This window comes from Herminiimonas arsenitoxidans (genome assembly GCF_900130075.1).
Lineage (GTDB): Bacteria > Pseudomonadota > Gammaproteobacteria > Burkholderiales > Burkholderiaceae_D > Oxalicibacterium > Oxalicibacterium arsenitoxidans.
The window spans coordinates 2,932,421-2,958,250 of the sequence record NZ_LT671418.1 but is presented as its reverse complement, the minus strand read 5'-3'; the positions used below and the strand labels follow the sequence as shown (position 1 = coordinate 2,958,250).

The 25,830-nt window shown below is 52.0% G+C and carries 28 protein-coding genes; 21 read left to right on the top strand and 7 right to left on the bottom strand.

All coding sequences use genetic code 11. The features are described from left to right. Positions 1–28: 28 nt before the first annotated feature. Positions 29–748, top strand: coding sequence for a response regulator (locus BQ6873_RS13995; RefSeq protein WP_456237241.1), 720 nt, complete (start codon positions 29–31; stop codon positions 746–748). Next, positions 741–2,024 carry a HAMP domain-containing sensor histidine kinase gene (locus BQ6873_RS13990; RefSeq protein ID WP_076593188.1) on the top strand — a complete coding sequence of 428 codons (1,284 nt, stop codon included), beginning with the start codon at positions 741–743 and terminating at the stop codon, positions 2,022–2,024. Before BQ6873_RS13995 ends, BQ6873_RS13990 begins: the two co-directional genes overlap by 8 nt. A gap of 17 nt (positions 2,025–2,041) precedes the next feature. Here BQ6873_RS13990 and pabB read toward each other — a convergent pair whose 3' ends face one another. From pabB to BQ6873_RS13975, 3 genes are all read right to left on the bottom strand, one after another. Further along, entirely contained in the window at positions 2,042–3,889 is a 1,848-nt protein-coding gene (gene pabB / locus BQ6873_RS13985) for an aminodeoxychorismate synthase component I (protein WP_076593187.1), read from the bottom strand. A gap of 174 nt (positions 3,890–4,063) precedes the next feature. Continuing rightward, a complete protein-coding gene (gene slmA, locus BQ6873_RS13980) occupies positions 4,064–4,639 on the bottom strand; it encodes a nucleoid occlusion factor SlmA (RefSeq protein WP_076593186.1) in 576 nt (191 codons plus the stop codon). Positions 4,640–4,706: 67 nt separating this feature from the next. Next, positions 4,707–5,432, bottom strand: a complete 726-nt coding sequence (locus BQ6873_RS13975) for a pyrimidine 5'-nucleotidase (protein WP_076593185.1) — start codon at positions 5,430–5,432, stop codon at positions 4,707–4,709. A 40-nt stretch (positions 5,433–5,472) separates the two neighbouring features. Between BQ6873_RS13975 and BQ6873_RS13970 the strand changes: the two genes are divergently transcribed. From BQ6873_RS13970 to BQ6873_RS13960, 3 genes are all read left to right on the top strand, one after another. Continuing rightward, the gene (locus BQ6873_RS13970) at positions 5,473–6,411 is read left to right on the top strand and encodes a TraB/GumN family protein (RefSeq protein WP_076593184.1); all 939 of its coding nucleotides are present in this window, start codon (positions 5,473–5,475) and stop codon (positions 6,409–6,411) included. 248 nt (positions 6,412–6,659) lie between these two features. Further along, a complete protein-coding gene (locus tag BQ6873_RS13965; protein WP_076593183.1) occupies positions 6,660–8,336 on the top strand; it encodes a putative bifunctional diguanylate cyclase/phosphodiesterase in 1,677 nt (558 codons plus the stop codon). Positions 8,337–8,518: 182 nt separating this feature from the next. Next, a complete protein-coding gene (locus BQ6873_RS13960; protein WP_076593182.1) occupies positions 8,519–9,634 on the top strand; it encodes a hypothetical protein in 1,116 nt (371 codons plus the stop codon). A 101-nt stretch (positions 9,635–9,735) separates the two neighbouring features. Here the strand turns inward: BQ6873_RS13960 and argB are convergent, their stop codons facing one another. Then, complete coding sequence (argB, locus tag BQ6873_RS13955) at positions 9,736–10,629, bottom strand: acetylglutamate kinase (RefSeq protein ID WP_076593181.1); 894 nt, start codon at positions 10,627–10,629, stop codon at positions 9,736–9,738. 140 nt (positions 10,630–10,769) lie between these two features. On the opposite strand from argB, the gene BQ6873_RS13950 reads away from it, so the two are divergent. Genes BQ6873_RS13950 through BQ6873_RS18455 form a run of 3 tightly spaced genes read left to right on the top strand, consistent with a single transcriptional unit; the run spans position 10,770 to position 11,794 of the window. Next, positions 10,770–11,357 (top strand): sigma-70 family RNA polymerase sigma factor, encoded by a 588-nt coding sequence (locus tag BQ6873_RS13950; protein ID WP_076593180.1) that lies wholly within the window; start codon positions 10,770–10,772, stop codon positions 11,355–11,357. A 21-nt stretch (positions 11,358–11,378) separates the two neighbouring features. Continuing rightward, on the top strand, positions 11,379–11,582 hold the full coding sequence (locus BQ6873_RS13945; RefSeq protein ID WP_076593179.1) for a zf-HC2 domain-containing protein: 204 nt from the start codon (positions 11,379–11,381) through the stop codon (positions 11,580–11,582). Continuing rightward, positions 11,579–11,794, top strand: coding sequence for a cysteine-rich CWC family protein (locus BQ6873_RS18455; protein ID WP_076593178.1), 216 nt, complete (start codon positions 11,579–11,581; stop codon positions 11,792–11,794). Before BQ6873_RS13945 ends, BQ6873_RS18455 begins: the two co-directional genes overlap by 4 nt. A 25-nt stretch (positions 11,795–11,819) precedes the next feature. Here BQ6873_RS18455 and BQ6873_RS13935 read toward each other — a convergent pair whose 3' ends face one another. Genes BQ6873_RS13935 through BQ6873_RS13925 form a run of 3 tightly spaced genes read right to left on the bottom strand, consistent with a single transcriptional unit; the run spans position 11,820 to position 14,099 of the window. Continuing rightward, on the bottom strand, positions 11,820–12,527 hold the full coding sequence (locus BQ6873_RS13935) for an SPOR domain-containing protein (RefSeq protein WP_076593177.1): 708 nt from the start codon (positions 12,525–12,527) through the stop codon (positions 11,820–11,822). After that, complete coding sequence (locus tag BQ6873_RS13930; protein ID WP_076593176.1) at positions 12,521–13,303, bottom strand: type III pantothenate kinase; 783 nt, start codon at positions 13,301–13,303, stop codon at positions 12,521–12,523. Before BQ6873_RS13930 ends, BQ6873_RS13935 begins: the two co-directional genes overlap by 7 nt. A gap of 4 nt (positions 13,304–13,307) precedes the next feature. Further along, positions 13,308–14,099, bottom strand: coding sequence for a biotin--[acetyl-CoA-carboxylase] ligase (locus BQ6873_RS13925; protein ID WP_076593175.1), 792 nt, complete (start codon positions 14,097–14,099; stop codon positions 13,308–13,310). Positions 14,100–14,209: 110 nt separating this feature from the next. On the opposite strand from BQ6873_RS13925, the gene BQ6873_RS13920 reads away from it, so the two are divergent. The 13 genes from BQ6873_RS13920 (at position 14,210) to BQ6873_RS13860 (ending at position 25,709) form a co-directional block, all read left to right on the top strand. Continuing rightward, the gene (locus BQ6873_RS13920; protein WP_076593174.1) at positions 14,210–15,334 is read left to right on the top strand and encodes an MlaE family ABC transporter permease; all 1,125 of its coding nucleotides are present in this window, start codon (positions 14,210–14,212) and stop codon (positions 15,332–15,334) included. After that, positions 15,334–16,167 (top strand): ABC transporter ATP-binding protein, encoded by an 834-nt coding sequence (locus tag BQ6873_RS13915; RefSeq protein ID WP_076593173.1) that lies wholly within the window; start codon positions 15,334–15,336, stop codon positions 16,165–16,167. The genes BQ6873_RS13920 and BQ6873_RS13915 overlap by 1 nt, the downstream gene beginning before the upstream one ends. Positions 16,168–16,176: 9 nt before the next feature. Beyond that, positions 16,177–17,091, top strand: coding sequence for an MlaD family protein (locus tag BQ6873_RS13910; protein ID WP_076593172.1), 915 nt, complete (start codon positions 16,177–16,179; stop codon positions 17,089–17,091). Between the two features lie 24 nt (positions 17,092–17,115). After that, a complete protein-coding gene (locus BQ6873_RS13905) occupies positions 17,116–17,724 on the top strand; it encodes an ABC-type transport auxiliary lipoprotein family protein (RefSeq protein WP_076593171.1) in 609 nt (202 codons plus the stop codon). Continuing rightward, positions 17,694–18,848 (top strand): VanZ family protein, encoded by a 1,155-nt coding sequence (locus BQ6873_RS13900; protein WP_076593170.1) that lies wholly within the window; start codon positions 17,694–17,696, stop codon positions 18,846–18,848. The genes BQ6873_RS13905 and BQ6873_RS13900 overlap by 31 nt, the downstream gene beginning before the upstream one ends. Positions 18,849–18,890: 42 nt before the next feature. Then, complete coding sequence (locus BQ6873_RS13895) at positions 18,891–19,211, top strand: (2Fe-2S) ferredoxin domain-containing protein (protein ID WP_076593169.1); 321 nt, start codon at positions 18,891–18,893, stop codon at positions 19,209–19,211. A gap of 58 nt (positions 19,212–19,269) precedes the next feature. Continuing rightward, positions 19,270–19,893 carry an alpha/beta hydrolase gene (locus BQ6873_RS13890; protein ID WP_076593168.1) on the top strand — a complete coding sequence of 208 codons (624 nt, stop codon included), beginning with the start codon at positions 19,270–19,272 and terminating at the stop codon, positions 19,891–19,893. 115 nt (positions 19,894–20,008) lie between these two features. Beyond that, complete coding sequence (locus BQ6873_RS13885) at positions 20,009–21,157, top strand: D-alanyl-D-alanine carboxypeptidase family protein (protein ID WP_076593167.1); 1,149 nt, start codon at positions 20,009–20,011, stop codon at positions 21,155–21,157. 195 nt (positions 21,158–21,352) lie between these two features. Continuing rightward, positions 21,353–22,204, top strand: a complete 852-nt coding sequence (locus tag BQ6873_RS13880) for a D-amino acid aminotransferase (protein ID WP_076593166.1) — start codon at positions 21,353–21,355, stop codon at positions 22,202–22,204. 72 nt (positions 22,205–22,276) lie between these two features. Next, positions 22,277–22,555, top strand: a complete 279-nt coding sequence (locus tag BQ6873_RS13875) for an HP0495 family protein (protein WP_076593165.1) — start codon at positions 22,277–22,279, stop codon at positions 22,553–22,555. Positions 22,556–22,565: 10 nt separating this feature from the next. Next, positions 22,566–23,216, top strand: coding sequence for a lipoyl(octanoyl) transferase LipB (gene lipB / locus BQ6873_RS13870; RefSeq protein ID WP_076593164.1), 651 nt, complete (start codon positions 22,566–22,568; stop codon positions 23,214–23,216). Positions 23,217–23,352: 136 nt separating this feature from the next. Then, entirely contained in the window at positions 23,353–24,360 is a 1,008-nt protein-coding gene (gene lipA / locus BQ6873_RS13865) for a lipoyl synthase (protein WP_076593163.1), read from the top strand. 41 nt (positions 24,361–24,401) lie between these two features. Then, the gene (locus BQ6873_RS13860; RefSeq protein ID WP_076593162.1) at positions 24,402–25,709 is read left to right on the top strand and encodes an MFS transporter; all 1,308 of its coding nucleotides are present in this window, start codon (positions 24,402–24,404) and stop codon (positions 25,707–25,709) included. Positions 25,710–25,830 lie beyond the last annotated feature (121 nt).

The window sequence follows — 25,830 nt, the reverse complement described above, 5'->3', positions numbered from 1 at the left end:
TTGCAACACTCCGCGTTACACTAGCCAAATGACCCAACGCCTACTCATGATCGAAGACGACCAGCGCCTAGCCAGCATGGTTGCCACTTACCTGAACCAGAACGGGTTCGAGGTTACGCATAGCGGTACCGCCAAGGAGGGACTGCATCAATTGCAGCAAGCCGCGGCGACGCAAGCGTTTTCCATCGTATTGCTCGATCTGATGCTGCCGGATGCTGACGGACTCGATGTCTGTCGACAAATCCGCACACAACCACAACCACTGGGCTCTATGCCGATAGTCATGTTGACCGCTAAAGGTGACCCTATGGATCGCGTAGTCGGTCTTGAGCTTGGCGCCGACGATTACATACCCAAACCATTTGAGCCACGCGAACTGCTGGCACGCTTGCGTGCCGTCTTGCGCCGCCAACAAGGCGTTGCTGCAAGCAATGAACGCATTTTGCGTTTCGGCCGTTTGGAAATCGATCTGGATGCACGCGTCATACGTCTGGACGATCAAGAGAAGCCTGTTACGTCTTATCAATTCAATCTGCTCGCTGCGATGGCTGATCGCGCCGGGCGTGTTTTATCGCGCGAACAATTGATGGATGCCGTCAAGGGTGAACCGCTGGAAGCATTCGATCGCTCGATCGACGTGCACATCGGCCGTCTGCGTGCAGCCATCGAAGATGACCCAAAACAGCCGAAACGCATCATCACCGTGCGTGGTGCAGGCTATGTATTTGCAAAGGCGCAGGATGTCTGAACAAGCAATACGCGGACGTTTTAGCTGGTCGCACCGGCTATACATCCGTATTTATCTGGCAATGCTGATCAGCCTGACCGTGGCAGGACTGTTGTTCGCTGCCGCATGGCGTATCAACGCCGATTCACGCCAGATCGGTCCTAGTCTGGAATCGTTTGCCGCGATTGCCTCCGATGTCTTGCCACCGCCTGACGCCAGTAACGAAGAACAACAGCAAGCCTTGTCGCGCTGGCAATCGCGCATGCGTGCCGATCTGGCGCTGTATTCTGCCCATCGCGAAAAAATTGCTACTGCCGGTCGTGAACTGCCACCACTCGATGAGTCGCAAGTCACCAGCGGCTGGATGGGCGGCGGACCGCCGGTATTCGCCGTCAAATTGCCGGATGATCGCTGGCTGGTCGGCCAGCATCCGGGACGCCGAAAACCGCCGTTCAGCTTCTTCACCACATTAGTCATCATCGGTCTGGCTATGGGTATAGGCGCTTATCCCATTGTGCGTCGATTGACGCGTCGGCTGGAACGTCTGCAAACCAGCGTAGAAGCATTGGGCGCAGGCCAGCTATCGACCCGTATCGCGGTCGAAGGAAAAGATGAGGTAGGACGACTCGCCACCAGTTTTAATCGCTCTGCGGCACGTATCGAGGCCTTGGTGGATGCGCAAAAGGCCTTGCTGGCGAATGCCTCGCATGAATTGCGTTCACCATTGGCGCGTATACGCATGGCGGTCGAATTAATGGCAGCCGATGCACAACCGGAAATGCGCACCGAACTCAAGCGCAATATCGGTGAACTTGATCAACTGATTGATGAAATCCTGCTCGCCAGTCGTCTCGATGCGACTACCACTGTCGGTCAGACATTTGAAAAAATCGATTTGACTGCACTAGTTGCTGAAGAATGTGCGCGCATAGACGCGCAACTCGATACGCAATCGATAGAAATTCCCGGCGATGCCCGACTGCTGCGCCGCATGGTGCGTAACCTGTTAGAAAATGCCAAGCGCTATGGCAATGGCACGCCGATAGACGTTTCACTGGCGAAAGTCGACAACAAGATTGTTTTACAAGTGTGCGATGGTGGCCCCGGCGTACCAATCGCAGAGCGCGAAAACATCTTCGCTCCGTTCTATCGTCTGCCTGGTGCCAGCGAACGTGAAGGTGGTGTGGGATTAGGTTTAAGTCTGGTGCAGCAAATCGCGCGAGCACATGGCGGTGAAGTTGTATGTACCGGACGCGATGTACCGGGCAGCTGCTTCAAGGTGACGCTGCCCGCATAACAAGCGCTGCTACAGAATTATGTCGTCCAGTCGATCACGGCTGGCAACACCCCGCGCAATGCGTTGCAGACCACTATCTCTTCTGCATTGCGCACATCATCCAGCGTCAAGATTTTTTCTTGCGCATTCCACTCAGGATCGTCGAGTAAAACGCCACGCATTACACCCGGCAGAAGGCCTGCGCTTAAAGGTGGCGTGTACCAGCGGCCATGCAATTTAATGAAGAGCGTACTACGCCCACCTTCGGTGACCTGCCCTTGCGCATTGCAAAACAATTTATCGAAAGCGCCCTGCTGCTCGGCAGCACGCCATGCTGCGTCGTACTCGGTACGTATCGTGGTTTTGTGACGCAAGAAAACATCATTGGCCGTCGTTGTTTGTTCTGCCAATAGTATTTTTACCGGAGTCTCCAACTGAGATAAAACTGCAGTCTGAATCGCACTATCGCCGTCCTGCTTCAATGCAAAACGCAAACGATGAGCCACGCCTGCTGCCAAATATGCACAAGCCTCACTCAAACTTGCACGTATTTTCTCTTCATCAAAAGCAAAACCGAAGTAAGTCGCCGACGCACGCAAACGCTGCAGATGCCTATCCAGATAACGACATCCCTGATCGTGCGTCGCATAGATGGTTTCAAATAATTCAAACTCGCCTGGCATCCCAATCAGGAAACTCGCCTTGAGCCGGCATTCTTCATATTCATCTGCGGCCACACTATCATGCACAATCCCAGCGCCTACGCCCATTTCGCCCGGACGTATGCCATTCGCATTCTGCGGCTGCAATTGCAAAGTGCGTATCGGCACCGACAAACAAAAATTACCGATGCTTTGTGTTGATGCTGGTGGATCGAACCAGCCTATCGCACCGGTATAAATACCGCGTGGACTCGGCTCAAGTTCACGAATGATTTGCATCGTGCGATGTTTGGGTGCACCGGTAATCGAGCCACATGGATATAGCGCATCGAATATTTCTGGCAAGGTGGTGTCATCACGCAATTGCGCGTGTACCGTCGATGTCATTTGCAAGACGCTGCTGTAACGCTGCACATCAAACAGTTTATCCACCGTGACCGAACCGACTTTAGCGACGCGTCCCAGATCGTTGCGCAGTAGATCAACGATCATCAGATTTTCTGCACGATTCTTGGCGTCGGATGCCAGTGCATGTGCAGCCTGTGCATCCTGTTGCGGATCACCACTGGCTGCTGCAGTGCCTTTCATCGGTCGCACGGTGAGCACGCCATCGTCATGCCGCATGAATAATTCCGGCGATAAAGACAACACGGCACGCCCATTCGGCAATGCAATCAGCGCACCATACGGCACCGGCTGACGTTCGCGCAAACGACTGTACAAGGCATGCAAGGAACCATAAGCATCAAAGCGCAGGCGATAGGTGTAATTCACCTGATAGGTGTCGCCTGCTGCGATGTAATCGTGTATGCGCGCAATCGCAGCACAGAAGGTTGCTTCATCAATATCCGCATGCACATTGGCGATGCCCGCATGTAGCGATTGCGTATGCTGCGCCAGCCACGCTCGTACTTGCTCAGACGCCAGATGATCGCAACGTTCGAACACAAGGATTTCAGCCAAAGGCTGATCGCCTGCATGCGCAGGAATGCCATGCAAATCCGCCCCCAACTCGTAAGTGAACAAACTGACTGCAAACCTGCCCTGCTGCAAGAACTGCTGCATCTCTTGCAACAAGTCCGGCAGTTGCTCCACATGTCGACACGTTAAGGTGCCGACATGGTCGGAATAAAAGCGTGAACGCGCACCGGCCGCGCTGGCATCGACATCGTCGAGCAAGGCAAAACAAGCGTGAGAAGAATCGGCAGGAGCAAACAAGGACATAAATCGAGAAGGATGTGAAGCAAGTCGCTATTGTACGACCAAGTACGGCAGGATATTTTCAGGCACGCTCAGCGCCAGTCTATGCACACAGGCAAGACACTCCCGGAACGCACAATATTATGGAAAAACAGACAGATACGACGCTGCTCTAAAAAGAGAACGTCGTATCCGGATTCAAGCCAGCAACATCGCTATTTGCGCCGAAGCATGAGCCGATGGATTTTGCTTAAAACCTGTTTTCGCAAAACGGTGCCAATGCCCAAGCACCAGACTCGTGATCAGATTAGCGCGCACCGTGACTTCCGCTTCGCTGGCCTGTCCTTGCGTTGCCGCCACACGCAGCGATTGCTTGATCGCCAATTCGATGCGATCGATGAATTGATTCATGCGCGTTTGCAGACGCTCATCTTCATTCACCAAAGCGTCACCTATCATCACGCGCGTCATGCCGGGATTACGTTCGGCAAAATTGAGCAGCATAATGATGGTGGCTTGCACTTGCGACAAGCCGTTTTCCTGTTGTTCGGTAATTTTATTGATCAGGCCAAAGACGGTCGATTCTATGAATTCAATCAAACCCTCGAACATTTGCGCCTTGCTGGCGAAATGCCGATACAGCGCAGCCTCCGATACCTCCAGCCGTGCTGCCAATGCTGCGGTGGTGATTTTCTCGCCTTTTGGTTGCTCCAGCATTGTTGCCAATGTCTGGAGTATCTGCAGTTTACGTTCGCCTGGTTTCATGGTTGCCATAATAGTTTTTATAAGTAGGTAAGCAATCTACAACTCATCTCGCAAGTAAGGACGAAATGTGTTCCCGCTAGCGCAATCGATGCAACTGTTTGAATAGTTGCCCTACGGATTCTACTTTGACATCGACATAAATTGGGCGTTTTGTGCAGCCTACTGTTGCGTGATAGCCAGATAGCGCCTGCTTGCTCGAATCGCTGGCCAGATATTGGGTAATCCAGGCGGTTTTCATACCCAATTCCTTGGCACCTTTCAAATGGCTGACAGTATCTTCCACCAACACGCAACGATGTGCGGAGATACGCTCCCTGGCCAGCAATTTGCGTAGCATTTGTTTCGATGGCTTAGGCTTCAAGCGGCCATGTACGCGCATCGCTTCGATAGGTACGTGTTTGGCAAAATGACGATGCAAACCCAGATGCCGCAACACATCGCGCGAATAACGACGCGGTGCATTCGTCAGTAATATCTTGCGACCCGGCAGTCGGCGCAACAAACGCGCCAAGCCGCGCTCAGCCCGTATCATCGTCGCCAAATTGTCAAATCGATGCGCCTCGCGCAAGAAATCCTCGGGCCGCACCTGATGATGATTTACCATACCGAGCAAAGTCGCACCATAACGCTGCCAATAAGTGACGCGCGCGGCATTCACTGCCGCCTCATCCGAAGCCAAACCGCCCTTGTCCAATACCTGAGCGATAAACGCATTCATATTGAGATTGATCGCGGGGAAAATCGCATGCGATGCGTTATGCAGCGTGTTATCCAGATCGAACAGCCAGGTCAGCTTAGACATCGTTTTTTGTACCGGGTATTCATATATTTAAGGAAGTTGCATGCGTCGTAATATCGTTTTTATTTTTATCGCACTGTTAAGCCTGTACACGGCAAGCGCACAAGCCGACAAAGCGGCGACACAAACAGTAACGTCAACTGTACAGAAAAACACAGCGCCGCAACGCGGTACGCTGTATCGCGCTACTTATCGCGGTAATGTCAGCTATCTGTTCGGCACCATACACGTCGGTCAAACAGCATTCTACCCACTCGAACCACAAGTGACACGCGCATTATCCGATGCAAAAAAACTGGTAATCGAAGTTGATATCCGCGATACCGAAGCCATGCGCGTGGCCGTCATGCGACACGGCATTTATCCTGATGGACAAACGATTAACCAACATCTATCCGCTGATGGCAGTGCGCAATTACGGCAAGCGCTGAAGCGTGTCGGCATTCCATTTGAAAACGTCGCGCGGATGAAACCGTGGATGGTCGCCAATCTGCTACTCGTACAAGAAATGGCGCGTAATGGCTTCCCAACCGAGCAAGGTATCGAAAAATACTTTATCTCGATTGCGCAAAAACAGAACAAACCGATACAAGAACTGGAAACAGCCGACTATCAACTCTCGCTGTTCGACAGCATGAGCGATGTCGAGCAAGAGGAATACCTGAAAGAAAACCTGACCGAGCTGGCCAATGGCGAGGCGATGAAAAAAGCACTCGCCTTGATCGCAGCATGGCAAATCGCAGATGCCAAGGCGCTGGAAAATGCGTTACTTGAAATGCAAAAAGGTGAGAATGCCTCCGACAGATTCCTGCAACAAGTCTTGCTGGATAAACGCAATCCCAATATGGCGAACAAAGTGGAAGCCCTATTGAAAACCGACAAAGTGAGCTTTGTGGCAGTCGGCGCCTTGCATTTGCTGGGTGAAAAAGGCGTGCCCAAGCTGCTGCAAAAACGCGGTTACGAAGTGCAAAGAATATATTGAAGCTCTCTTTTTGCCTTCCTGCACCAGCGTCATGCGGCAAAAATGATTATCAAAATAATCACTAATTGCTTAAATAATTTTCTCGTGGCAACATGCATTGAAGAGTTTCATCAATGCAATATGCGCACGCATTCTGCCACCCTATTCAGCCATATCGATTCCAGCACGCTATCCAGCAAAACGATCAACCTTTTTCAAAAGAAATAGCCTGTCCAGATTCATGATGTTGCCTCTTGAAGGAATGTCTGATGAGCACAATGCAATTGTTCGAATGGTTAGGCGCACATCTCCGCGCCATACGTATCGCCGTGGCCCCCTTGCTTGCCGTGATGATTGTCGGCATTTATGTCCTCGTCTACGCCACTGGCGGCATTAAATTTGTTTATTCGCACTCGATGTATCTGGCCATTCTGCTGTCTGGATTCATATTCGGCGTGCGTGGCGGATTGATCGTAGGACTGATAGGCGGCATTACCTTAGGGCCTTTTATGCCCATCGATGTCGCTACCGGAGAACAGCAAAACACTATCAACTGGCTCTACCGAACCGGATTTTTCATGTTGGTAGGGATGGCCTGCGGCGGTGCCAGTGATAGCGTCAGGTCTTATCTGCGGCACTTGAAATGGATAGCCCGCCATGATGCTGCCACCCAACTGCCAAATCGCAATGCATTGCTGGAATCGCTATCCGACATTCCCAAAATAAAGAATACCTCGCACCTGCATGTACTTGTTGTGGTCTCACTGCAAAATGCGATGGAGTTGAAATCGGCATTTGGTTTCGACATTATCGAAGCAGTCATTCAGCAGTCAGCGCATCGCTACCAAAGCATCTTGCAAGACAAAGCGCAGGTCTATCGCATCGATCCAGAGCAACTAGGCATCCTGATAGAAAACCGCGATGTGCAAGCAATAGAATCCCTGCTCGCAGAATTGGTGAAAGGTGCACAGCAACCATACCAATTCAACGACATTCCAATTCATGTCGATTCACGACTAGGTTACGTCACCTTCAACAAGATAATACAAGCACCCGAGCAGTATCTGCAAAGAGCAGAATCAGCCTTGATCTCCGCCAATGAGAAAGTCCTGGATTGCGTTGCCTACAGTCCGGAAATTAGTAATTTTGCAAAGGAAAATTTATCCATCCTCGGCAATCTGATGAGCGCCCTCAAGGAAGGGCAACTGTCCATGCATTACCAGCCGAAGATCTCCATCAAGACCGGCGAAATTCACAGCGTGGAAGCGCTCATGCGATGGAAGCATCCTGAACGTGGCAACATCCCTCCCGCAATTTTTATCCCGCGCGCAGAGCAAAGCACACTCATTAATCTGATTACCGAGTTTGCGCTGGAACAGGCCATGGAACAGATAGTGAAGTGGCGGCAGCACGATATACATCTCCCTATCGCCGTCAACATCTCGCCGCGCAATCTACTGCAACCCGGCTTCTCAGATCTAGTTCTGCATCTTCTGCAACGCTATGGTGTCAGCGGTCAATCACTGGAACTGGAAGTCACGGAAGGTGCCCTGATGACCGATATCGCGCGCACCATTGTGGAATTAAGTCGTTTGGCGGATGCGAAGATCACCATCTCCATTGATGACTTTGGCACTGGCTATTCTTCATTACAGTATTTGCACCAACTCCCCATCTCTCTCATCAAGATCGATCAATCTTTTGTACGCAGACTACCCGACGATAAAGGCGCAGTGCACATCGTAGAAGCCGCTGTAACGCTGGCGCACAAAATGGGGATGAAAACCATCGCAGAAGGTGTGGAAGATCAAAGTGCTTACAAACTGCTGGCAGATCTGGGATGCGATATTGCACAAGGCTTTATGATTTCTCGCCCATTACCTGCGGCAGAGTTTGAGAAGTGGCTGGCGCAATACGAAGGCAATGCCTTGTACGCGCAGATGTAATCTGACAGGGAATTGGCATATAGAACAATAGAATGAATAGATTGCGGTTTTAAGCATATTTAACAAAAACGAAAAGGTGTGCCGACTCAATAGTCGACACACCTTTTTAAATGGATGGGTTAGCTTTTAATGTGAATGTATGATCACGTTATTGATATGCCATTTGATTTGGAAAAACTGGTATGCGCCTATTCATTACTTCTCTGCTTTTCCTGATTGGCACGGCGCAAGCTGCGCCCGATATCACCATACAATCACTTACTGTCAAAATCGCCAACGACAGCAAAACGACCGAACCCAGCGGCGACATCTTGATGCCTTTTGTCTTTACCAATGACAAAGCGCTTGGTGCCAATATCAATGACCGACTTTATATCGGACAATTCAATGCACTCTCTCCTCGGCAAATGGGGAAATATCTGGGCGCAAGCGATGGACTTTCCCTGCAGGGTATCGCCAGCCAGCATTTTTCCATCACTCGCAAGGATAGTCGTCTGTTGACGGTAGCGTTCGCTATTGATGGATGCGGTGCCTACTGCGAGGAATATCAAGTCTCTTACAGCTTCGATCTGACTACAGGTCGCATGTTGATTCCAGACGAACTATTCACTGCAGATGGTATGCAAGCGCTATCCAAGCAAATGAACAAGGAAAAACATACTCGTTACCTGCAGCAACTGAGTGCTCTGGAAAAACAAAGTCAGCAACTCAAGAAACAAAAGGACGCGAGCGCAGAAGATCGTGATGATCTGGAAGGCCGTCTGGCCCTCAATCGCACTTGTGCAGAACAAGCCGCTGGATCGGATGCAGATGTATCATCCGCGTTTTCCTATTACATATGGGAATTCACACAAGACCATGCCAATATGAAGGCAGAACGTTGCAGCAATCACGCCATGCGTGCGCTGGATGATGTGGGCGATATCGTGCGTGCCCTGCCCTATGCATCGTTAAAGCCGTATCTGAGTACCTACGGCAAATCCGTTTTCCTGGGTGAAGGAACAAAAAGAGCGACCGGCGTGTACGGACAGGTATTGCGCGGCCATCTGGGAAATAACGCGATTATCATGCTGCTGAATCGACTACCTGATGATTCAATAAGCGGCGTTTACTTTTATGAAAAATACAGAAAGCCTATCGATCTTAGCGGCAGCATGAGCGGCAATGAAATCACATTGCAGGAATATGTCGAAAACAGCTCTACCCAAGCGACAATGCGCCTCACCATCACGGGACAGCAAGTAAAGGGTATCTGGAATGGCAAGCAGCAATTTGATGTACGACTGCTGACGCCTTGATACATCAAGAAAAATATTGCATCGGAAAGCTCCATACCTGACAAATAAAAAAAAGTGTCGACCTTGCGGAAGACACTCTTTTCAATAAACAGAAATCTGAATTAGTGCGAACGTATCATCGTACCGAAAGCTTGTTCAGTCAGCACTTCCAGCAACAGCGAATGCTCAATACGGCCATCGATGATGTGCACGGTATTAACGCCAGACTTCGCTGCATCCAGTGCGGAAGAAATCTTAGGCAACATGCCGCCGGAGATCGTACCGTCTTCAAACATTTCGTCAATTTCGCGTGCGGACAAATCGGTCAGCAGATTGCCCTGCTTGTCTTGCACACCAGCGATATTGGTCATCATGATCAGCTTTTCAGCTTTCAGGATTTCCGCGATCTTGCCAGCTACGACGTCGGCATTGATGTTGTAAGCCTGGCCATCATCACCGAAACCGATAGGCGAAATGATAGGAATGAAAGCATCGTCCTGCAGCGCTTTCACGACCGCTGGATTGATCGCTTCGATATCGCCAACAAAACCGATGTCGAGGAATTGGCCTGGATTTTCTTTGTCCGGCATCTTCATCTTGCGAGCACGGATCAAGCCGCCATCCTTGCCGGTCAAGCCGACAGCCTGGCCGCCGTAGTGATTGATCAGCATGACGATATCTTGCTGCACTTCGCCGCCCAACACCCATTCCACGACTTCCATCGTTTCTTCGTCGGTGATGCGCATGCCTTGCACGAAGGTGCCTTGCTTGCCGATTTTTTTCAGCGCGTTATCGATTTGCGGACCGCCGCCATGCACCACGACCGGGTTCATGCCAACCAGTTTCAATAAAATCACGTCGCGCGCGAAGCCGTGCTTCAGGCGCTCTTCGGTCATCGCATTGCCGCCGTATTTGACGACAATCGTTTTGCCGTGAAATTTGCGGATATACGGCAGCGCCTCGGCCAGAATTTGCGCCTGTATTTGCGGCGAAACTACAGTAAGATCAGCATTCATATCGGTCAAGTTGGTCGTGAGAGGTTCTAAAATGGATTGACCGCGATTTTACAGGGAATGCCAATTCATTTCTTGGCTCTTTGCCGGAATCCCCAGGAATATTCCACAGCTGTATTGCTCAAACGACAAAACCACAAGCAATGACCGCCCATTTATCCTCTACGCTGGCCACTGAACTAGAGTCGCTACGTCCTGCTTTGATGCGCTTCGCGCTCTTGCAGCTACGCGATCAGGCGCTGGCAGAAGACGTAGTGCAGGATGCCTTGATCGCCGTACTGGAGAAGCCAGACAGTTTTTCCGGGCAGTCGTCATTGCGCACCTATGTGACCGCCATCATGAAATACAAGATCATCGACGCCCTGCGTGCTGGCAAACGCATGCGCCAGATAGCCACGCAGGACGATCAATCTGACGACGACATGATCGATGCACTGTTCACCGCAAATGGTCATACGCAAGAGATGCCACGTTCCTGGGGTGATCCGGCGGCCAGTTTGCAGGAACAGGACTTCTTCAAAGTACTGGAAATTTGCCTGGAGAAACTGCCGGCCAAGACAGCACGCATCTTCATGATGCGCGAATGGCTGGAACTGGAAACCGAGGAAATCTGTAAGGAACTGGATATTTCCACGTCTAATGCATGGGTGATCTTGTATCGTGCGCGGCTACGCTTGCGCGAATGTCTGGATCTGAACTGGTTCGGCAATCAGCCGCAACCCGTTAAATAACGCAACACCACTGGAATTGGCATGGGACTTCCCACTTGCAAAGAAGTACACAGACTGGCATCGGAAAAACTGGATCGTCCGTTAACGATGATTGAGCATTTGCGCATGCGCCTACATTTGCTGGTCTGCGACGCTTGTCGTACCTTCAATGGACAGATGGCGATACTACGCAAGGCGATGCGAAAATTACCGTCAATTGATCCAACAGAATCGAAAGAAAAATGAGCTATTGCTCACAATGCAACGCGACGTTCTCATGTGGGATGGTCGATACAACATCAACAGAAGCTTGCTGGTGCACCGCCTTGCCGACTGCGGCAATCAGCAGCGTAGTGCGTGATACAAGCGGCAATGCCAAAACCTGCATGTGTCCGGATTGTCTAGCTGCCTTACGTGCGCGGCGCTCGTTAGAAAAAGATAACTCCGCCCAACTCTGACTCGCTCAAAGCCAAGCCTGCCAAATCAAGCTGCAGGCGGATTACTGCACTCGCGCCATTCCTGCCGTGGAAAACCTTCTCTGATCTTGTCCACACCACTCTTGGTCGCCGCATCAATACGACGCAGCTGGAAGGCGAATTTATTGGCGGCTACGCTATGTGTGCCTACACGGGCACTGCGCACACCTTTTTGATTCAGCGCAGCAAGATGGTTGCGCGCAGCTTCTTCCGATTTAAAAATACCCAGCGACACGCCCCACTGCAAGGCAGAGTGATCCTGAATCACGAAGAAATCATCCACTCCCATACGCTTGAGTTCACCGGCTTTTTTATCTGCTGCTTCTTTATTCGCTAACGGCGGGATGTAGACCATATAGCGCGCATTTTCTTGAATCGGGCGACGTGCCAAACGATCACCGAGTGCCAATGCTGTCAGTTTCGTTTCGAAGTTTTTAGCTTCCGTTGCATCAAAGTTACCTATCTCGGTACAGGCCAATACTTCCGCAACCTTTTCCACGCGCTCAGGAGTTTTTTCAGGCTCGGCAGTCGCAACTTTTTCAGTCACTGGCTTATCGCTAGCCAAAGGAACTAATTTGAGTTGATCCGGATTCAATTGCTGCTTGAGGCGCGTCGGCTCATGGCTAGGAGGAATCAAGCTATCCAGATAGCCTTGCTGAAAGGCGAACAAGCCGCCGTTAATCAGTAACAATGAGCCGAACAGAATTTTTAGCATGTTGGAGAATGTTGGGTTGCTACCTTGTGCAAGCCGATCAGCACCAGATTATCGACACGTGTGTAGGCTATCGAAAGATGCGGTGCAATCAAGTCTGCCGCGCCGCCAGCCAGAATGCAAGAGACTGTCTCATTTGGATACGCCCGTGCTTGCGCCGCCATCGCACGCTCGATCGCACCAGCCTGCGCCGCCAGACAACCGCTGACGATCGCGGCATCTGTATTATCTGCGAACGGTTGCGTCAAACTGGTTTGCAAAGCGACTTGCGGTAATTGCGCCGTGTTTTTCGCCAGCGAAGTCGCCATCAAACCCAATCCCGGCAAGATCATGCCGCCGATAAAATGACCATCCGCACTCACCGCATCCACTGTAGTCGCCGTGCCGCAAGTCGCCACCACCAAAGGGCGATTCGGGAATAAGGCATGTGCACCTATCGCTGCGGCAAAACGGTCAGCGCCCAATTGCGTTGGATTCAGGTACAGATTACGCACACCACCCAGCTCCGCCGCAGAAGTAAACCACTCCAGCGCCACGGGTCTGGTACCGAGTACGTGCAGCACTGCATTTTCCAGCTCACCACGCAACTCTTGACCAGCCACATTCGACAACATGACGCGACCAATATGAAAACCGCGCCACGCATCCGCCAGCAGATGCGCATCCGTGCGCGCGACACTACCCGATTGCAGCCAATGGCCTGGTGTTTGATCACTGGCAGATCGATCAACCAGTGCCCATTTGATACGCGTATTACCCGCATCGACTATTAATAGCATCGCCTCAATCCTCCTTGATCCGCAACGAGACATCGCCAGCCACGATGGCGATGCGGCCGTGCGCGGTATCGAGCAACAAGCGCCCTGTTTCATCGACACCAGCGGCATGACCACTATGCAATATTTTCCCTTGATCGAGAATATTCACTTGCTTGCCGGCATAGGCATCCAGTGCGTTCCACGCTGCGACAAAAGATGTAAATCCATTTTGCTCGAACAAAGGCAAAGCCTGTGCAAAGCCATTCAATAATGCCGCCATCGCACGCTCCCGCTCAGACGCCAACTCCGGCGCATCAGCGACCACACGGCCCGTTTGCGCGCTTAATCCATCTGCTTGTGCAATATTGATACCCACGCCGATGATCGCCCATGTCGAGAACCGATCTGCTTTATCGACTGCCGTTTCAATCAAGATGCCGGCTAATTTTCCGTCATCCTTTAATACATCGTTAGGCCACTTCAAGCTCGCAGCTACACCCAAAGAACGCAATGCTTCTGCAATCACGACACCAACCGCCAAGGGCAAACCGATCAGTTCTTGCACCGGCAAGGTGAATTTCCATGCCAGAGAAAAAGTCAGTGCCGTATCGGCTGATGCGTACCAGCTACGGCCGGCACGGCCTTTTCCTGCCGTCTGCGTCTGCGCCCATAACAAGGTCGGTTGCTGCAGATGCTGCACATTTGCCAGTAGATCGACATTGGTAGAGCCTGTTTCTGCGACGATATCAATCGCGATGTTTTGCGCACTGGAGTCGCACAGGCTGGCCAGTCTTTGTGCTGAAGGAAAAAATGTCATGTGCACATTGTAGCGGGATGCTTGCACCTGTGAAACGGAACTCTGCGCCAAATATGTAGCGTTCGGCCACTGGCGTGACGCAAACTCTATTCTCCCTTACACTTGCCTGCATGCATAACTTCGCATCGCCCACTCTCAGCTACACGCAGAACGACCCGGCTACTGTGACCGCAGCTGGATCGTGGCAAGTGCGTGCGCTGACGCATCCCGGCGCGATGGAAAAAATTACCGCCGCATTGCAGTCCGTACGCAATGCAGATAAAGCGCACTGGAATTTATCGCAGATCGACGCGCTCGATTACATAGGCGCGCAATTGTTGTGGAATGCCTGGGGCAAAAAACGCCCGGCGCAACTAACGCTCGCGCCGCAATACGAAAACTTCTTTCGGCGACTGGAACAAACCGGCCCGCTGGTCATGAAGAGGCCGCCCAAGAATCACTGGTACTCGCTGTGTACGCTGATCCAGTTCAAGCTGAATATGCTGGATCATCTGATCGGCTTTATCAGCCTGATCGGCCAGTTGACGATGGATCTCGGCCAATTCTTCAAACAACCGCAACGTGGACCGTGGAAAGAAATTTCCGCGAATATTTTTCATACCGGATATCAGGCGCTGGGAATTACTGCGCTGGTGGGATTTTTGATCGGTGTCGTGCTGTCATATCTATCGGCACAACAATTGCATCAATTTGGCGGCGATATCTTTTTGGTCAACATACTCGGCATGAGCGTGATTCGGGAACTGGGACCACTGCTGGCGGCGATTCTGGTCGCCGGTCGCTCCGGCTCCTCAATCACGGCGCAGCTCGGCGTCATGCGCGTAACGGAAGAACTGGATGCGATGCTGGTAATGGGACTACCGCACGGTTATCGCTTGATCATGCCTAAAGTGATTGCGCTGGCGATCTCGATGCCGTTGTTGGTGATATGGACCGATGCCATGGCCTTGATCGGTGGCATGGTTGCCGCCAATATGGAGTTAGGCTTGTCGTACAAATATTTTCTGCGTGAGCTACCAGATGCGGTTCCTCTCGCTAATTACTGGATAGGTCTGGGCAAAGGCGTCGTATTCGGCAGCCTGATTGCATTGGTGGCCTGTCACTTTGGTTTGCGCATCAAGCCGAATACAGAAAGTCTGGGTGCAGGTACGACCATCTCTGTAGTGACTGCCATCACAGTCGTGATTCTCGCGGATGCGGTTTTTGCCATCGTCTTCACCGGAGTAGGTTTCTAATGGATACGACCACGACTCAGACCGAAGCAACACCTATCGTTCAGATCAAGAATCTGAGCACGCGATTCGGCGATGTGGTCGTGCATGAACATGTGAACTTGAGCATCAATCAGGGGGAAATCGTCTCGCTGGTTGGCGGCTCCGGCTCGGGAAAAACCGTATTGCTACGACAAATGCTGGGCTTGGCACGTCCAGCCAGCGGCACTGTGCGCATATTTGGTGAGGACATTAACGCCATCAATGCACAACGTCTGCAGCAGTTACGCACTCGCTGGGGTATGCTGTTCCAGCAAGGCGCGTTGTTTTCTGCATTCACTGTCTTCGATAATGTGGCGCAACCGATGCGCGAATTACGCGTATTGCCCAAGCAATTGATACGCGATGCTGCATTGATGAAGTTGCAAATGGCAGGCATAGGCCCGGAACATGCGCTGAAGATGCCATCGGATTTATCAGGCGGAATGATCAAGCGCGTCGCATTGGCACGCGCCTTGGCGCTGGAGCCGGAGCTGGTTTTTCTGGATGAGCCCACTGCCGGTCTGGACCCCAACGCGTCGGAAAGCTTCGTCAATCTGATACGTGAACTGCGCGATGAAATGCACTTGACCGTTGTGATGGTCACGCACGATCTGGATACCTTATTTTCATTGTCATCGCGTGTTGCCGTATTGGCCGACAAGCACATCATTGCTTATTGCAAACCGGACAAGGTAGTTGAGTTCAAGCATCCGTTTATTGAAACCTTCTTCCGTGGCGAGCGCGGACAACGTGCGTTCGAGGCATTGCCCTCCAAGCAGGAAAACCTTCAGGGAGGAGAGTCGCATACACTCTAATGATCAATTATGGAAAATAAAGCTCATGCATTGATGGCGGGCATTTTCACCATCGTTCTTTTGATCGCTGCCGTGTTGATCGCGCTCTGGTTCAATCAGGATCGCGTAGAACGTGTGCCTTACGAAATCGCCACAACTCTATCCGTTCCCGGCCTCAATCCGCAGGCCGGCGTGCGTTATCGCGGGCTGGATGTAGGCCGCGTCGATGCTGTCATGTTTGATCCGAAAAAACCAGGCCAGATTCTGATTCGCTTCAGCGTATCGAAAGACACACCGATCACGCACTCCACTTTTGCCACACTCAATTACCAAGGTGTAACCGGCCTCGCTTACGTGCAATTGGACGACGACGATACACAACCGACATTGATGCCGTCTTCGAAGAACAAGGTTGCACGGATCACATTACGCGCCAGCCTGCTTGATACCTTGCAACTACGCGGCCTGGAAATTCTCAAGCAAACGGAAGAGATAACATCGAAGCTCAACGTGATGCTGTCCGAGCAAAATCAGAAAAATATTCTGAGTGCTTTCACTGATGTGAGTGCCGCCGCGAACAAGGTCGGACAAATTCCACAACAGTTGCAACCTACGCTGGACAAATTACCTGCGCTCGCCAACAAGGCTGATGCCGCATTGAATTCCATCAATAAATTATCCGATGACGCACTGCGGGTTACCAACAAACTGAATGCGCCCGATGGACCGCTCAGCGGCTTTGACGACGCAGTCAATAAAGTCGGATCGGCGGCATCCGTGGTTGAATATCAGGCGACACCATTGATAGACGAAACACGTACCTCCATGCGTTCATTGAATCGCACACTGGAAACATTTAACCAGCGTCCGCAAGGTATTCTGTTCGGCCCCGGTCGCGCGCAACCTGGCCCGGGTGAAGCGGGTTTCAGCGCACCGGCACCATAAGATCACTGCACAAGGATTCCGATGATGACCATCACACGCAGGCTATTCATTACACTTGTCTTGGCTGGTAGCGCCTTGCTCAGCGGTTGCGCCACTAATGCGCCGTCGATGACGCTGTATGATCTCGGCCCTTTGCCGGCACAGCATGCGGCAAGCGCATCAGACTTGCCTGCTATCAGCGTGGCCGACATACATGCACCGTCCTGGCTCGATAGTCAGATGATGTTTTATCGACTCAACTACGCCAATAATCAGCAACCGCGTCCATACGCGAATAGCCAATGGGCGATGCCACCGGCACAATTATTTTCACAACGGCTGAAAGCGCGTCTGTCTCAAGCCGGCGGCATCGTCGTCCCGGCATCCGATGGCGCCATCAATCTGCCGGTGCTGCGGATAGAAGCAGATGATTTTTCCCAGCTATTCGAGAGCGCAAATAGCAGCAGCGCGCATATCGCGGTACGTGCATCGCTGTTCGATGGCCGTAACCTGCGCGCGCAAAAAACATTTATCAAGCAGCTTCCCGCTGCGAGCGCAGACGCACAAGGCGGTGCTGCTGCACTCGCCAAGGTCAGCGATGCAATCATTAATGAAATGGCAGTATGGTTAGCGACACTTCCACCGAAAAAATAAATCCTGCGCAGGCGCCGGCATTACAAGCATCGACGTTTTCGCGCGGTGGCTTGCTGGCGTATCTGTTTCTGATTGTCTACGCCAGTCTGTATCCATTCACAGGCTGGCAAGACGTGGGCGTACCGCTGCAAACGTATTTGTTTGCACCCATTCCGCCACGTTACTGGACCGGCTTTGATCTGGTTACCAACATTCTGGGCTATATTCCGCTCGGCATTCTGACCGTCTATGCGCTGTATCCCAAGATCCGGCGCACGCTGGCAATTGTGCTGGCGGCGCTCCTCGGCATCGTACTGTCTGGCTCGATGGAAGCCACGCAAGCGTTCTTGCCTAGTCGTGTTGCATCGAATCTGGATTTACTCACCAACAGTGTCGGTGCATTGATAGGTGCATTGATAGGCAGTGCGACCAGCCATCTCATGCTGGAACGCAGCCGTTTGCGTCACTTGCGGCATCGCTGGTTTACCGCCGAAGCAAGCCGTGGTCTGACCATTTTTGCGCTATGGCCGTTGGCACAGATTTATCCGCAAAGCTATTTGTTCGGGAATGGGCAATTGCTGCCGATTTTTTCTGATTGGTTGTCGGATTGGCTGGCAACGCCGATTGATCTAAGCAGCTTTTTACGCAACGGCATACAACTCACCGCAGAACAATACTGGCTGGCAGAAGCCATCATCACCGCTTGCAGTACCAGCGGCGTCTTGCTCGCACTGCTCTGCATGTTGCGCGACAAGGCACCGCGTTTGGTACTGGTGCTTGCATTATTGCTGTCCGCCTTGGCTGTGAAAGCACTCGCCACCGCTATTTTCTTTACACCAGACACGGCCTTTATCTGGCTCACACCTGGCGCACAAGGCGGCTTGCTGCTGGGCCTCGCCTTGTTGACTGGTCTAGCTTTCCTGTCGTCGACCTGGCAGAGGCGTGCAGCTGTATTTCTGCTGATCGTCAGCCTCATCGCCGTCAATATCGCGCCAGCCAATCCTTATTTTGTCGCGACACTGGAAACCTGGTCGCAAGGAAAATTCCTTAACTTCAATGGCGCGGCACAATTTCTCTCGCTGTTGTGGCCATGCGCAGGATTATGGTTCTTGCTACATTCTATCCATCGCGTGAAGCGAAAATGATGCGGGTGTATCATTTCGCTCTTTAACGCGCACACCCATTTCATGTCTGAAGATAAACAGTTTTTTGGCCAGCATTTATTCATTTGCATGAATCAACGCGATGATGGCCGCGAATGTTGTGCCGAAAAAGGCGCTCATGCCGCACAGAGGCACCTGAAAGCACGCGTCAAGGAATTAGGCTTGAGCCGTAGCGGTGACGTACGCGTCAATCAATCCGGCTGCCTCGGCCGCTGTGAAGAAGGACCGGTTCTCGTGATCTATCCGCAAGGCACCTGGTACACCTACGTCGACAATGAAGATATCGATGAAATCATCGACGTCCATCTGGTCGGCGGCAAAATTGTCGAACGCCTGAAAATCTAAAGCGCAGCACGCAGCCAGTGTTGCCGCAATCGCACCTATCGTCATAGACCGTTAAACCATGAACGCACAAACACAATATTTCTCATTGCAAGGCGTCGCCGGTTCACTCGAGTGCGCACTGGATCTGCCGGCGGATGCACCACGCGGCTTCGCGCTGGTGGCGCACCCGCACCCGCTCTTCGGTGGCACCATGGACAATAAAGTCGTGCATACCTTGGTGCGCTCCTTTGTCACACTCGGCTATGCCGCAGCACGCATGAACTTCCGCGGCGTCGGCGCATCGGGCGGCACACACGATGGCGGCGCAGGTGAAACCGACGACATGGCGCAACTGTTGGCACACATGCAAGAACAATATCCAGACTTGCCATTTGCACTCGCTGGTTTTTCCTTCGGCACCTTTGTTCAGGCGCAATTGCAAAAACGCCTGGAAGCACAAGGCACGTCTGCTGAACGCTTGGTACTAGTTGGCACAGCAGCCGGAAAATGGCCGCTGCCTACGGTTCCAGCTGGAACCATCCTGATCCACGGCGAGCAGGACGACACGATTCCGCTGACAAATGTATTCGACTGGGCACGCCCGCAAGACCTGCCGGTACTGGTGGTTCCGGGCTGCGATCATTTTTTTAATCGAAAATTGCAACATATCAAGAATCACGTTGTCGAAATGTGGCTGCGTTAATTCGCATGTATCGATAAATGTTCATCGATCAGCGCAACTGCGCAGCGCTATAATCCGATAACTTTTTCCAAATCGACGCTCGCACCCAGTTTGCGAGCATCCACCACAGAGTCCAATGAAAAAATTACTTGCGGCCGTCGCTGCTACCGTCCTATCGCTTTCCACCGCCTTTGCCCAAAGTGTTCCTTCGCCTACCATCAATGCCAAATCATGGTTATTGCTGGATGCAACCAGCAATCAGGTGCTCGCATCAAATGAGCCTGATATGCGCATTGAACCGGCATCGCTGACCAAACTGATGACGGCTTATGTCGCGTTCACCGCAGTTCAGGACAAGAAACTGGACTTGAATCAAATGATCACGATTTCCACCAATGCGTGGAAAGTCGATCCAAGCAGCTCGAAAATGTTTATCGAACCGCGCGTACCAGTCAAGGTCAACGATCTGCTGTACGGCCTGATCGTGCAATCCGGTAACGATGCTGCTGTGGCAATTGCCGAAGCAGTCGCCGGCACCGAAGATGCCTTCGTCTCGCTGATGAATCGTGAAGCCGAACGTATGGGCATGAAGTCCACCCATTTCGCCAATCCGCACGGCTTGCCTAGCGCCAGCAACTATTCGACCGCACGTGATTTGTCGATACTGGCATCGCACCTGATCAACGATCATCCTGAGTTCTACAAGATTTATTCGACCAAAGAATTTACCTACAACAACATCAAGCAACCTAACCGCAACCGCTTGCTGTGGCTGGACCCAACTGTGGACGGCATGAAAACCGGCTACACGCAAGGTGCGGGTTATTGCCTGATTTCGACCGCGAAACGTCCTAACGGCACCGGCGAACGTCGTCTGATTTCCGTTGTACTCGGCACCGCTTCCGATCAGGCACGTGCACAAGAAAGCCAAAAACTGTTGAACTGGGGTTTCCAGAACTTCGACACGGTCAAGCTGTATGCGAAGAACGAGCCTATCGCTACGCCTAATGTCTGGAAAGGCACACAAAACAGCATCAAGATCGGCTTCACCCGCGATGTCTTTATCACCGTACCAAAAGGTGTAGCCAATTCAATGAAACCAGTTTTGGCACGCAAAGATCCACTGGTCGCGCCTATCGACAAGAACAGCCAAGTCGGCACCATCAAAATCATGTCGGCTGACGGCAAAGTTGTTTCCGAATTGCCAGTCCTCGCGCTGGAGCAAGTTGGTCAAGCCGGCCTGTTCGGTCGCGCACTGGATTCGATCCGCCTGTGGGTGCATTGATTGACGACATGAGTATGGGTTGACCATACGTAATAATCTGACGGCAGGCTCAACTTCATGTTGATCCTGCCGTTTTTGTTTGTGCAAGTTTCTATACGTCAAACTGCTTCATCGTGAGCGCTTGCCGCGATAGGGAAACGCCGCTTTAGTGTTTGTGCCAAAATTAGCCTCTCAACACTGATGGGAAAAGCTGCCATGGACAACGATCCACTCGTCTACCTGAACGGCATCATGACACCTCTCTCCGAGGCGAAAATTTCCGTACTGGATCGCGGTTTTATTTTTGGCGATGGCATCTACGAAGTCATTCCCATCTATGAGCGTAAACCATTTCGCCCCACGCAACACCTGGCACGTCTGTTCCGCGGCCTCAATTCCATAGGCATAGACAATCCATATACAGAGCAAGAATGGCTGGGTTTGGTAGAAAAAGTTATCCGCGCTGATCCGGCAGATGATCAACTGGTCTATATGCAAGTCACGCGCGGCGTAGCCAAACGTACCCATGCTTTTCCGAATATCGAGCTGACGCCCACTGTATTCATCATGAGCAATCCGCTCACCTTGCCATCGGCGCAAGCACGCGCAAATGGCGTTGCCTGCGTAACCATGGAAGACAAGCGCTGGCTGCATTGCGAGATCAAGTCCATTTCCTTGCTGGGCAATGTACTGGCCGCACAGAATGCAGCGGAGAATGATGCGATTGAATCTATACAGTTTCGCGATGGTTTTTTGACCGAAGGATCAGCTTCCAATGTCTGGATCGTCAAAAACGATGTACTCTTGGGCCCGCCCAAAGACAATCTCATACTGGAAGGCATACGCTACGGCTTGATAGAAGAGCTGTGCGCGGCGGATAATATTGCGTTTCAGGCTCGCCGCATCAGCCGCGACGAAGTATTTGCTGCCGACGAAGTATTATTGTCATCCGCCTCCAAGGAAGTACTGCCGGTGACTAGCATCGACAACCAAACCATTGGAAACGGCAAACCCGGCCCCATTTATCAAAAACTATACAAGGCTTACCAAAAAGCCAAATTCGCCTGATTTCTCGTTTCATTTTTATTACCGGCCTTTGTGCTCTCTTGCACGAACGGCAATATTCAAGAGCAACTCATCATGACAGAACCACTAGACCCAACCGAAAGCCTGATCGAATATCCTAGCGACTTCCCCATCAAAGTCATGGGCCTGACGCACGATCAATTTGTACCTACGATAGTTGAACTGGTGACAATTCACGACCCGGAATTCCACGAAGGCCGGATAGAACAACGCCCGTCTTCGGCTGGCAACTATCTGTCGCTGACCGTGACGGTACGCGCCACCAGCCGCGAGCAACTCGACAATCTATACCGTGCGTTGTCGTCGCACCCTATGGTGAAGTACGTCCTCTAAGCAAGTGGATATGTCCGCTCTCAACCAGCCCATTGTTCTGCAGCGTGGACTGGAAGCTTACGAAACCACTTTTGCCGCCATGCGCGCATTTACCGATGCACGCACGGCAGAAACCGCTGACGAACTGTGGGTCGTCGAGCATCCACCTGTCTTCACGCTAGGCCTCGCAGCCGATACGGCGCATGTGCTCAATGCACACGATATCCCGGTAGTACAAACCGACCGCGGCGGCGAAGTCACGTATCACGGCCCCGGCCAAGTTGTCATTTACCTATTACTGGATCTGCGCCGCCACAAGGCCGATGCTCGCCTCTTCGCTCGAGAACTGGTCAATAAAATCGAACAGGCGGTGATAGATACGCTGGCAGCGTATAATCTTGCCTGCGAACGCAAACCCGGCGCACCCGGCATTTATCTGTCGGATGGACCGGCGCAAGGCGCCAAAATCGCTGCACTCGGCCTGAAGATACGGGGCAACGGTTGCACGTATCACGGCGTCTCGCTGAATGTTGCGATGGATTTGACTCCGTTTACCTGGATCAATCCCTGCGGTTATGAAGACCTGGCCACCATAGATATGCAAAGCCTGGGCGCGCAGACGACACTTAGTGCCGTGCAAAATGCACTGGCAGAAAAATTGAGCAAGAGCCTGTCTCGATAGACTCTGCTGTATCACCGCTTTGTACCCGTAATATCCATTTTCATCGTGGCAAAGACGAACGTCGGCGCCACGCGTTGTTATCCAGCGCCGCACCCAGCGTTGACATAGCGACACCTGATAAAGAGCGACCAGCCTAATGACAATCGATAGCAATCCAGAAGCGTCCACACCTTCTACGCCCGCCTACAACCCAAGCGAAAAGCAAAAAGGCGCAGCCAAAACCATACGCATCCCTATCAAGGTGATCCCGATGGAACGGCTGCCAAAACCTGACTGGATACGTGTCAAGGCGGCATCGCCATCGACCCGCTTCTACGAAATCAAAGACATCCTGCGTGCCAACAACCTCGTCACCGTCTGCGAGGAAGCAAGCTGCCCTAACATCGGTGAATGCTTCGGCAAAGGCACTGCCACCTTCATGATCATGGGTGACAAGTGCACACGCCGCTGCCCATTCTGCGACGTCGGTCACGGCCGTCCTGATCCGCTCGACGTCAATGAGCCAGAAAATCTGGCCAAGACTATCGCCGCGCTGCGTCTGAATTACGTCGTCATCACTTCAGTCGATCGCGACGATCTGCGCGACGGCGGTGCTGGTCACTTTGCCGAATGCATACGCCGCGTCCGCGAACTGTCGCCGAATACCCGTATCGAAATTCTGGTACCAGACTTCCGTGGTCGTATGGATCGCGCGCTGGAAATCCTCAATGCAGCACCACCAGACGTAATGAATCACAATCTGGAAACCGCACCGCGCCTGTACAAGGAAGCGCGCCCAGGTTCCGATTACGCATACTCATTGAATCTGTTGAAACGCTTCAAGGCGCAACATCCAAACACCCCTACCAAATCCGGCATCATGGTCGGCCTCGGCGAAACCGACGAAGAAGTATTGCAAGTCATGCGTGACATGCGTGCACACGATGTGGACATGCTGACGATCGGTCAATACCTGATGCCTAGCGGCGACCACTTGCCAGTGCGTCGTTACGTTCATCCCGATACTTTCAAAATGTATGAAGAAGAAGCGTACAAAATGGGCTTCGCCCATGCGGCTGTCGGCGCAATGGTACGCAGTTCCTATCATGCCGATCAGCAGGCACATGGCGTGACTAGCGGCCAAAGCGATCAGTTAAGCAAGTAATCCGCAGTGCGGATAATCATCAGGGAAGAAGGAAAGTAATAATGAGTCAAAGTAACGCCGGTGCCGAGAAAAAAAATTCGCCGGGCACCGTGTTGTTTGCCAGTCTGATCGGCACAACAATTGAATTTTTCGATTTTTATATCTACGCCACTGCGGCAGTTCTCGTATTTCCCACACTATTCTTCCCATCGTCGAGTCCGACTGCGGCCATGCTGCAGTCGCTGGCGACTTTTGCGATCGCATTTTTCGCGCGCCCAGTCGGTTCTGCCGTCTTCGGTCATTACGGTGATCGCATAGGCCGCAAGGCAACGCTGGTGGCAGCGCTGTTGACGATGGGTATATCCACCGTGGTCATCGGCTTGCTACCAACTTATGCAAGCATCGGTACCTGGGCGCCTTTGCTGCTGGCTTTGTGCCGATTCGGTCAAGGCTTGGGCTTGGGTGGTGAATGGGGCGGCGCGGTATTGCTGGCGACCGAGAATGCACCGCCGGGCAAAATCGCCTGGTATGGTTGCTTCCCGCAATTGGGTGCTCCACTCGGCTTCTTCCTCTCCGGCGGTATCTTCCTGTTGTTGAGTGAAACACTGACCAATGAACAATTCTTCAGCTACGGCTGGCGTATTCCTTTCCTTGCCAGCGCAGTGTTGGTATTGGTCGGTTTGTATGTACGCTTGAAGATTACTGAAACACCAGTCTTCCAAAAAGTATTGGATAAGAACGAGCGCGTCAAAGTACCGCTGGCCACCATATTCCGTGAGCACAGCCGCATCTTGGTATTAGGCACGATCATCGCCACCGCAACCTTTGTGCTGTTCTATCTGATGACGGTATTTGCATTGAGCTGGGGTACGACTGCGCTCGGTTATTCGCGCAAGCAATTCCTGATACTGCAATTGTTTGCCGTCGTATTCTTTGCACTGACGATTCCTATCTCCGCTTTGCTGGCAGATAAATATGGCCGACGCATCACGATGATTCTGGTATCCGTCGCGATTGCATTCTTCGGCTTGCTGATCGCGCCTATGTTTACAGCCAACGACATGGTCGGTGTGACAGTTTTCCTCTCGCTCGGATTGGCGCTGATGGGCATGACATACGGCCCACTGGGTACGATGTTGTCTGAATTATTCCCGACAGAAATTCGCTACACCGGTGTTTCCTTGACGTTCAATCTGGGCGGCATCATAGGCGCATCGTTGGCTCCGTATATCGCCACCTGGCTCGCGACCAATTACGGCCTGTCTTACGTCGGCGTTTATCTTTCCGGTGCGGCCTTGTTGACCTTGGTTGCTTTGCTGATGGTAGGCAAACAAAAATCCATCACTGAAGCAGAGCTCACGCCATCCTGAATTCACTCCTGATGGCATAAGCTGGATTGCAGCACGCATAAATAAAAATCCGGTGTGATGGTTGGCTTGCAAAAGCCCAACCGTCACACCGGATTTTTTTACATCACGAACTCAAGACAAC

Coding starts and splice junctions, on each gene's coding strand:
- BQ6873_RS13995 (WP_456237241.1), top strand. CDS start 29: ATGACCCAACGCCTACTCATGATCGAAGACGACCAGCGCCTAGCCAGC.
- BQ6873_RS13990 (WP_076593188.1), top strand. CDS start 741: ATGTCTGAACAAGCAATACGCGGACGTTTTAGCTGGTCGCACCGGCTA.
- pabB (WP_076593187.1), bottom strand. CDS start 3,889: ATGTCCTTGTTTGCTCCTGCCGATTCTTCTCACGCTTGTTTTGCCTTG.
- slmA (WP_076593186.1), bottom strand. CDS start 4,639: ATGGCAACCATGAAACCAGGCGAACGTAAACTGCAGATACTCCAGACA.
- BQ6873_RS13975 (WP_076593185.1), bottom strand. CDS start 5,432: ATGTCTAAGCTGACCTGGCTGTTCGATCTGGATAACACGCTGCATAAC.
- BQ6873_RS13970 (WP_076593184.1), top strand. CDS start 5,473: ATGCGTCGTAATATCGTTTTTATTTTTATCGCACTGTTAAGCCTGTAC.
- BQ6873_RS13965 (WP_076593183.1), top strand. CDS start 6,660: ATGAGCACAATGCAATTGTTCGAATGGTTAGGCGCACATCTCCGCGCC.
- BQ6873_RS13960 (WP_076593182.1), top strand. CDS start 8,519: ATGCGCCTATTCATTACTTCTCTGCTTTTCCTGATTGGCACGGCGCAA.
- argB (WP_076593181.1), bottom strand. CDS start 10,629: ATGAATGCTGATCTTACTGTAGTTTCGCCGCAAATACAGGCGCAAATT.
- BQ6873_RS13950 (WP_076593180.1), top strand. CDS start 10,770: ATGACCGCCCATTTATCCTCTACGCTGGCCACTGAACTAGAGTCGCTA.
- BQ6873_RS13945 (WP_076593179.1), top strand. CDS start 11,379: ATGGGACTTCCCACTTGCAAAGAAGTACACAGACTGGCATCGGAAAAA.
- BQ6873_RS18455 (WP_076593178.1), top strand. CDS start 11,579: ATGAGCTATTGCTCACAATGCAACGCGACGTTCTCATGTGGGATGGTC.
- BQ6873_RS13935 (WP_076593177.1), bottom strand. CDS start 12,527: ATGCTAAAAATTCTGTTCGGCTCATTGTTACTGATTAACGGCGGCTTG.
- BQ6873_RS13930 (WP_076593176.1), bottom strand. CDS start 13,303: ATGCTATTAATAGTCGATGCGGGTAATACGCGTATCAAATGGGCACTG.
- BQ6873_RS13925 (WP_076593175.1), bottom strand. CDS start 14,099: ATGACATTTTTTCCTTCAGCACAAAGACTGGCCAGCCTGTGCGACTCC.
- BQ6873_RS13920 (WP_076593174.1), top strand. CDS start 14,210: ATGCATAACTTCGCATCGCCCACTCTCAGCTACACGCAGAACGACCCG.
- BQ6873_RS13915 (WP_076593173.1), top strand. CDS start 15,334: ATGGATACGACCACGACTCAGACCGAAGCAACACCTATCGTTCAGATC.
- BQ6873_RS13910 (WP_076593172.1), top strand. CDS start 16,177: ATGGAAAATAAAGCTCATGCATTGATGGCGGGCATTTTCACCATCGTT.
- BQ6873_RS13905 (WP_076593171.1), top strand. CDS start 17,116: ATGACCATCACACGCAGGCTATTCATTACACTTGTCTTGGCTGGTAGC.
- BQ6873_RS13900 (WP_076593170.1), top strand. CDS start 17,694: ATGGTTAGCGACACTTCCACCGAAAAAATAAATCCTGCGCAGGCGCCG.
- BQ6873_RS13895 (WP_076593169.1), top strand. CDS start 18,891: ATGTCTGAAGATAAACAGTTTTTTGGCCAGCATTTATTCATTTGCATG.
- BQ6873_RS13890 (WP_076593168.1), top strand. CDS start 19,270: ATGAACGCACAAACACAATATTTCTCATTGCAAGGCGTCGCCGGTTCA.
- BQ6873_RS13885 (WP_076593167.1), top strand. CDS start 20,009: ATGAAAAAATTACTTGCGGCCGTCGCTGCTACCGTCCTATCGCTTTCC.
- BQ6873_RS13880 (WP_076593166.1), top strand. CDS start 21,353: ATGGACAACGATCCACTCGTCTACCTGAACGGCATCATGACACCTCTC.
- BQ6873_RS13875 (WP_076593165.1), top strand. CDS start 22,277: ATGACAGAACCACTAGACCCAACCGAAAGCCTGATCGAATATCCTAGC.
- lipB (WP_076593164.1), top strand. CDS start 22,566: ATGTCCGCTCTCAACCAGCCCATTGTTCTGCAGCGTGGACTGGAAGCT.
- lipA (WP_076593163.1), top strand. CDS start 23,353: ATGACAATCGATAGCAATCCAGAAGCGTCCACACCTTCTACGCCCGCC.
- BQ6873_RS13860 (WP_076593162.1), top strand. CDS start 24,402: ATGAGTCAAAGTAACGCCGGTGCCGAGAAAAAAAATTCGCCGGGCACC.